General features: G+C 69.1%; 7 protein-coding genes and 1 pseudogene. 3 read left to right on the top strand and 5 right to left on the bottom strand.

What is annotated here, in order from left to right; translation table 11 throughout:
* Positions 1 to 9: 9 nt before the first annotated feature.
* The 3 genes from HW445_RS02495 (at position 10) to HW445_RS02505 (ending at position 2,860) form a co-directional block, all read left to right on the top strand.
* Complete coding sequence (locus HW445_RS02495; RefSeq protein WP_257230784.1) at positions 10 to 690, top strand: hypothetical protein; 681 nt, start codon at positions 10 to 12, stop codon at positions 688 to 690.
* Between the two features lie 116 nt (positions 691 to 806).
* Positions 807 to 2,231, top strand: a complete 1,425-nt coding sequence (locus HW445_RS02500) for an AAA family ATPase (protein ID WP_180219379.1) — start codon at positions 807 to 809, stop codon at positions 2,229 to 2,231.
* Between the two features lie 47 nt (positions 2,232 to 2,278).
* Entirely contained in the window at positions 2,279 to 2,860 is a 582-nt protein-coding gene (locus tag HW445_RS02505; RefSeq protein WP_308798168.1) for a DUF4276 family protein, read from the top strand.
* 542 nt (positions 2,861 to 3,402) lie between these two features.
* Here the strand turns inward: HW445_RS02505 and HW445_RS02510 are convergent.
* The 5 genes and pseudogenes from HW445_RS02510 to HW445_RS02530 all read right to left on the bottom strand — a co-directional run.
* Positions 3,403 to 3,759, bottom strand: coding sequence for a hypothetical protein (locus tag HW445_RS02510; RefSeq protein WP_180219381.1), 357 nt, complete (start codon positions 3,757 to 3,759; stop codon positions 3,403 to 3,405).
* A 378-nt stretch (positions 3,760 to 4,137) separates the two neighbouring features.
* Positions 4,138 to 4,287, bottom strand: a pseudogene (locus HW445_RS02515) (ribbon-helix-helix protein, CopG family); the annotation flags it as partial.
* A gap of 70 nt (positions 4,288 to 4,357) precedes the next feature.
* Positions 4,358 to 4,861 (bottom strand): PIN domain-containing protein, encoded by a 504-nt coding sequence (locus tag HW445_RS02520; RefSeq protein WP_257230785.1) that lies wholly within the window; start codon positions 4,859 to 4,861, stop codon positions 4,358 to 4,360.
* Complete coding sequence (locus HW445_RS02525) at positions 4,782 to 5,039, bottom strand: type II toxin-antitoxin system Phd/YefM family antitoxin (RefSeq protein ID WP_180219383.1); 258 nt, start codon at positions 5,037 to 5,039, stop codon at positions 4,782 to 4,784. Before HW445_RS02525 ends, HW445_RS02520 begins: the two co-directional genes overlap by 80 nt.
* Before the next feature lie 141 nt (positions 5,040 to 5,180).
* Positions 5,181 to 6,253: Stk1 family PASTA domain-containing Ser/Thr kinase (locus HW445_RS02530; RefSeq protein WP_180219384.1), on the bottom strand; the 1,073-nt coding region annotated here is incomplete at its 5' end.

The following is a 6,253-nucleotide window of genomic DNA, read 5'->3' on the forward strand; positions in this document are numbered from 1 at the left end:
CGAGCACGGGTGAACGTGCCGCCGGAGTGCACCGACGAGCTGCTCCAGGACGTGGTGCGGATCTCCGCCGACTGGAGCGCGCTGGTGCTGCGGCAGGGAGCCGCGTTCCTGGGCCACCGGGCCGACACCGGGGACGGCGACTTCTACGGGTTCGCGGCGCTGCACTTCCGCACGGTCTACCTCGACGCCCTGCTGCTGGGGATGCTGCAGCGGGACCACATCGACATACTGACGGACCAGCTCTCCGAGGTCTTCGACGCCGGGGGCCTCGCGGGACGGGTCGCGGCGCTCGAGCGGAACATCGCGGTGTTCCGCAGTACGTACTGGCGGCAGCACCTCACCGCGCACGGCCCGGCGAACGACCTCCTGCTGGCCTTCCAGCGGCAGCACCGGCTGCCGGAGCGGTTCGCCGAGATTTTCGCCGAGGCCGCCGACTACAGCCGGCTCGTCCAGACCCGCGAGAGCCAGCAGATCAGCGGCGCCCTCGGCGTCCTCACCGTCCTGGGACTCCCGCTCGGCACGGCCCTGGGCGTTCTCCAGGTGCTCGACGACAAGTCGCTCGCGCACCTGCTCATCGCGCTCGGCGCGTCCGTCGCCGCCACGGCGGGGGCGCTGACCACGCGGTACGGGCGGCTCGTGTTGGCGTCACTGCGGGGAGGGGATGGCTCAGGCGTGACCCGCGGCTCCTGATCCGTCCGTGGCGAGCAAAGACATGATCACTCATGCGTGAGTGGTTGCCGGTAGCGTGTCCCACGAGAGTCGAGCGAGCCCACGGGCGAGAGCCTGGTGGGCACCACGGAGGGACGATGCTGACACGGCTTGAAGTCCACGGGTTCAAGAACCTCCTGGAACTGTCCATCGACTTCGGTCCCTTCACCTGCATCGCCGGCGAGAACGGAACCGGGAAGTCGAACGTCTTCGACGCCATCCAGTTCCTGTCGCTTCTCGCCGACCGCTCGATGATGGAGGCGGCGCAGGAAGTACGCGGAGTGCATGGTGAGCGGCACGGTGACCCGCGTGATCTGTTCTGGAAGGGCTTCGCGCCGGGGCGGCATCGGATGTTCTTCGCCGCGGAAATGATCGTGCCGACCGAGATCGAGGACGACTTCGGGCGTGCCGCCAAGCCGACCACGTCGTTCCTGCGCTACGAGCTGGAGATCGGGTATCAGAAGCCGGCCGGACTCGACCGCTTCGGGCGGCTGTCCCTCCTGCGCGAGACGCTGCGGCACATCACCAAGGGCGCGGCCAAGAACCACTTGAAGTTCCCGCACAACGCCGCGCAGTTCCGCAACCACGTCATCATCGGTCACCGAAGCGGTGCGCCGTACATCTCGACCGATGTCGACACTTTGTCCGGGGAACCCATCGTCAAGATCCACCAGGACGGTGGCAGCCGTGGTCAGCCGAAGCCGGCCGCGGCCTCCCGCGCTCCCGCCACCGTCGTCTCCACCATCACCTCCAGTGACGACCCGACGATCCTCGCCGCCCGCCGGGAGATGGAGTCGTGGCGGCGCCTGGCACTGGAACCCTCCGCCCTGCGGAGCGCCGACCGCTACATGGACCCTCAGTCCATGGATGCCGACGGATCTCACCTGCCTGCGGCCCTGTACCGGGTCGCGCACACGGTGCGGGACGGCGACCCTGACCAGGTGTACGCCCGGGTCGCGGGCCGTCTTTCGGACCTGACCGGTGTACGGATCCGAACACTCGGGGTCGACCAGGACGAAGTGCGTCAACTCCTCACGGTCCAGGTGGGGGAGGCCGACGGGACGAAGCTTCCCGCGCGCAGCCTCTCGGAAGGCACCCTGCGCTTCCTTGCCCTCTGCGTCCTGCTGGAGGACCCCAGCGTCCGCGGAATGGTCTGCATGGAGGAACCGGAGAACGGCATTCACCCCGCCAACCTCAACCCCATGGTCGAGCTGATCCAGGAGCTGGCCGTGGATGCCAGGCTGCAGCCGGGCGAGGACAATCCGTTCCGTCAGGTGCTGATCAACACCCACTCGCCCGGCGTGGTGCAACTCGTCTCCCGCAACGATCTGCTGTTCGCGGACACGGCCCTGGTGCGGGCCGAGGGCGGCCACGTCGCACGTGCACTGCGATTGCGGCCTCTGAAGGACACCTGGCGGGTCGCCGACGGGCGCAAGGACTACGTGACCAAGGCCGACATCCTTCCCTACCTGACCACCCCTCCGGGTGCGCAGACCACTCTGGGCACGGAGGAGGCGGCTTGACTCTGCGCGTCCTCTTCACCGGAGAGGGCACCAGTGACGACGGTCTGGTGCCGCACATCGAGTCGGTGGCCGCCGATGCGGGCATCCAGGCACTCGTCACCTCGCCCGACCTGGGGCGCCTCGGTCTGGCGAACTGCCACGCGGTGCCGGACAAGCTGCGCGCCCTTCGTCAGCTCGGGGGAGGGTACGACCTCGTCATCGTCCACCGTGACGCCGACCGGGAGACGACCGAGGCGCGGCGGCGGGAAATCGCGGCAGCGGTGGAGGCGGAGTGGCCGGATCACCCGCACATCGCGGTCGTGCCGGTGCGTGCGCTGGAGGCGTGGCTGCTCCTCGACGAGCAGGCGATCCGCCGTGTTGCCGAGAACCCGAATGGAAAGATGCCCCTGCAGCTTCCTCGTGGCACGGCGGCGGAGCGGATCGCGGACCCCAAGAAACTGCTCCAGGAGACCTTGGCCGAGGCAAGCGGCGCCCATGGCCGCCGGATGGCCACGTTCAGGAGCCGTTTCCCACGGCACCGCCACAAGTTGCTCGAGTCACTGGATCCATTCGGCCCGGTGAACCGGCTGCCATCCTGGCAGAACTTCATCAGCGATTTGAAGGCCGCGCTGCGTTCCAGCGCCGGGTGAGCCATATCGACATGCTGACGGATGAATTCGCCGAGGTCTTCGACGCCGGGGGTCTCTCGGGCGGTCGCGCACCTGCTCATCGCACTCGGCGTGTCCGTCGCGGCCACGGCGGGGGCGCTCACAATCCGCAGGGCCATGCTCACAGGACCGGGACGGCGGTCCGGTCGTCGGTGTGCAGCAGGTAGTCGCCGGGATTCAGGCTCACGACGGCGCGGGCGGGGGAGGTCCAGTACCGGGCGTTGCACTCGGCGAACGTTTCCGGGGCCGTCGTAGGAGATCCCCCCGGACCCCGTGGCCGCCGAACGCGTCTGTGGCCGTCCGAGAAGGGACGGCCACAGGGTCTGCGCAGTCATATGCGCGGTATGTTGCTTGCTGAGTCCGATCTTGCCGAGAATGACTACGGTCGGTCAAGTCGACAGCACGCTGGGTGGCGCTGGTTCGGGTTGTGCGTGGCCCGGCGGGCCGCCGCCCACGCGATCCGCGAAGGCGACGCCTCGGGGCGGACGCGCGTCCAGAAAGACACCAGTCGTCGGATGTGGCGGTTACTTCGAAACGCGGTGGTACTCGGTCGGCCAACGCCACAGGGCTATGCCCAGACACAGGAACGCTGCGGTACCGGTCAGTGCCGACCACGCCCAGGCCATGCTGGCCTCACCAGCGGTTTCGGCCATCTCTTCGACGCAGGAATCCATGAAGGGGCAGTCAGGCGCGATGGTGCTCGCGATGATGGCCAGTACGACCGATATGGCGGCGAAGATACTGAAGAGACTTATCCAACCTCCCACGTCTCCACGGGACTTGGCGATGTCCCAGTGGGCGCGTATGGCGATGTAAGCGACATCTGATTGGACAGGAGCGGCGGGCAGTGGGGCGCCGGGAGGCGTGGTGCTGTCGGACATGGAGAGGTCCCCTCGAGTAGTGAAGGTCTGAACGGGAAGGTCAGTGCGAGTTCAACCTTCAGGGAGACGCCAACGCTATTCGGGCATCGTGATCTTGCGGAAGCGTTTTGCGGAGCGACTGTCAGGCGCTCTGGCCGGCGGGGCCGAGGTCAGGCGTTCGTGCCCTCCGGCGCCCGGCGCCGCCGCGCGGCCGGGCGGGTGTCGAGGTGGGTGATGACGTGCTGGTGGAAGCGGTCGACGGCCTCGTCGACGCTGCGGATGAAGCCGGACTCGGCGTTGCCCCGGCTCATCGGGGTCGTCCTCCGGGCTGCCGTCGATGTCGAGACCGAAGTCGGTGGCCAGGCCGCCGAGATCGTAGGTCTCCTCGTCGGTGACGAACGGTTCTTCCCGTACCCGGTAGGCGAGGGCGATGCGGTGGATGCCCTCACGGATGATCTCGGCCTCGGACTTTCCGACCCGGGCGGCGGCCTCCTTGATCAGCTTCAGATCGCTGTCCTCGGCGTAGACGCTCGTGTGCTTCAGTGCCACACCGTGATGGTACGGATCCGGTACCAGTCGTCCTGGTGGCTGCGGGCCGCCGTACGGGTTCGAGCGTTGCTCAGTGGTCGTCCGTCCAGAGCCGGAACGAGGTGTGCCCCGACAGCGGCCGTAGGGCACGGAAATGGCGGCGGTCCAGGGTCAGAATGGTATCCGTGCTGTACTCGGCGGCCATGACGACGTTCATGGTGTCCGTCAGGCCGATCTGCGGGTGGCGGCGCATGATTACTACTGCGGTGGACAGATGCGGTTCGATCTCGGGCACGGCGTATCGCCGTACAGCCACGCGGTCACGGATGTGGGCCAGCGCGTCGCACGCGGCACGGGGCCCGATCCTTGTGGTCAGCAGATGGTCCAGCTCGGCCAGCACCAGGGGCGTCACCACGAGATGGGTCGCGGAGGACACCGCTTCGCGGCAGCGTCGGTGCTCCGTGTCGGTACCGTCGTAGTACCGAACAGTCCCGACGTGTCGGCGATCAGTACCGTCACGCCCCGAAACCTTCCAAGGAGTCGCCCCGCCCCGCTGGCCAGTCCACGGGTGACTCGCTGTGGAACACCGGAGCATCGGGGTCCTCGCCCATGGGGTCCGTCGGATATGGGGAAACAGGGGCGTCCTTGCCGGACACCGGGGACAGTATGGCGACGGGCCGCCCGTTCTTGGTCACCGTGATGCTCTCGCCCCGCTCCGCGGCGGCGAGGATCTTTGAGGCGTTCTGGTTGAATTCGTAGGCTGTTGTCTCCATGTAGTGCAAAGTAGTACTGCATGGCGCTGCGTAGCACCGCGTAGTACACGGTGCGGCACAGTGTGCGTGAGGGGGTGCGGGTGTGCCCCGGGCGCAGGACGGGCTGGACCACTGCTCGCCTTCTGGTCGCCGTGCCGCCCGTTAGCGGATCTTGAGGGTGATCGTGGAGCCCTTGGGGGCCTTGTCGCCCGCGGAGGGGGACTGGGACTTCACGGTGTCGCGGAAGATGCCGAGGAGGCCGCGGTCCTCGTCGACCTCGAAGCCGGCCGCCTCGAGGGTCTCCGTCGCCTCGTCGACGCTCTGCCCGACCACGTCGGGGACCTCGACCATCTCGGGCCCCTTGGAGAGGGTGAGCGTCACCGTGTCGCCCTCACCCGCGCGGCCCCCCGGCTCCGGGGTCTGCCGCGCGACCTGACCGCGCTCGTGCGAGGAGTGGACCTCCTCGGAGCCGATCCGGACCTTCAGTCCGGCCGCCTCCAGCTCCGCGCGGGCCTCGTCCAGCTCGGACCCCGTGACGTCCGGGACGTCCACCGGCGCGCCCTTGCTGACCACCAGCGCCACCGCCGTGCCGGCCCGCCGCTCGGCCCCGGCGGCCGGCTCCGTGCCGATGACCGAGCCCTGCGGGACGTCCTCGCTGAACGCGCGCGTCACCATGCCCGGCTCGAGCCCCTGGTCCTCCAGCGCCTTGCGCGCCTGGTCCAGCGGACGGCCCTCCAGCGAGGGAACCTTCACCACCTCGGGCCCCGAGGAGATCACCAGCGACACCCCCGCGCCGCCGCGCACCCGGTCGCCGGCCGCCGGGTCCGTGCCGATCACCGAGCCCCGCTCGACCGTGTCGCTGAACCGGCGGGAGACGTCGCCCACCTCCAGCCCGGCGTCCGCCAGCCGCTCCCGGGCCTGCGCCTCGGTCTTGGCGAGCAGCGGCGGGACCTCGGTGAACTGTCCGGAGTTGATGTACCAGACACCGCCGCCGAGGCCGAGCACCAGCAGCAGCCCCAGCACCAGCGCCAGCGGCCTGCGCCCGGCCAGGACGCCCCGGCGGGAGGAGGAACGGGAGAGGCCGCCCGTCTCCAGCCGCGTGGTGCGGTGGACGACGGCCGTGGCCTCGTCGCCGTCGACCGGCAGCGGCCGTCGCACGACGGGGCGGGAGATCACCGACGTGCGGTCCTCGGAACGGTCGTGCTCCTCGGCGCGCGCCATCGGCGGCACGGCGT

Source organism: Streptomyces sp. UH6 (genome assembly GCF_013421635.1).
GTDB classification, from domain to species: domain Bacteria; phylum Actinomycetota; class Actinomycetes; order Streptomycetales; family Streptomycetaceae; genus Streptomyces; species Streptomyces abyssomicinicus.

Excerpts from the sequence above, each read along its gene's own strand:
- HW445_RS02510 (WP_180219381.1), bottom strand. The coding sequence starts at position 3,759 with ATGTCCGACAGCACCACGCCTCCCGGCGCCCCACTGCCCGCCGCTCCT.
- HW445_RS02525 (WP_180219383.1), bottom strand. The coding sequence starts at position 5,039 with ATGGAGACAACAGCCTACGAATTCAACCAGAACGCCTCAAAGATCCTC.
- HW445_RS02520 (WP_257230785.1), bottom strand. The coding sequence starts at position 4,861 with ATGCTCCGGTGTTCCACAGCGAGTCACCCGTGGACTGGCCAGCGGGGC.
- HW445_RS02500 (WP_180219379.1), top strand. The coding sequence starts at position 807 with ATGCTGACACGGCTTGAAGTCCACGGGTTCAAGAACCTCCTGGAACTG.